This window comes from Stenotrophomonas sp. SrG (assembly GCF_050031795.1).
GTDB classification, from domain to species: domain Bacteria; phylum Pseudomonadota; class Gammaproteobacteria; order Xanthomonadales; family Xanthomonadaceae; genus Stenotrophomonas; species Stenotrophomonas rhizophila_A.
On the sequence record NZ_JBNBBE010001172.1, the window covers coordinates 1 to 238 of the forward strand.

The following is a 238-nucleotide window of genomic DNA, read 5'->3' on the forward strand; positions in this document are numbered from 1 at the left end:
GGGGATTGCCGCGCCATCGCGCTGCACATCGACCATGAAGCCGTTGTCCTCAGTCGGCAGGCCGCGGAAACCTCTCTGCTGCAGCCAGTCCACGGTGGCCTGCCGCACCCGTGGGTTCGGCTCGCGACGCTGTTCCACCAGCCCAGGCTCACGCAGGGTCGCCAGCCCTGCCGCCCACGCCGTCACCGGCAGCGGGTGGTGGCCCAGGCTGGCCAGTTCGCGCAGCCGGTCCGGAGGG

At 72.3% G+C, this 238-nt stretch carries 1 pseudogene; it reads right to left on the minus strand.

Going from position 1 to position 238, the window contains the following annotated elements:
- Window positions 1–238 (minus strand): annotated as a pseudogene (locus ACQG3P_RS23150) (pyridoxal phosphate-dependent aminotransferase); the annotation flags it as partial.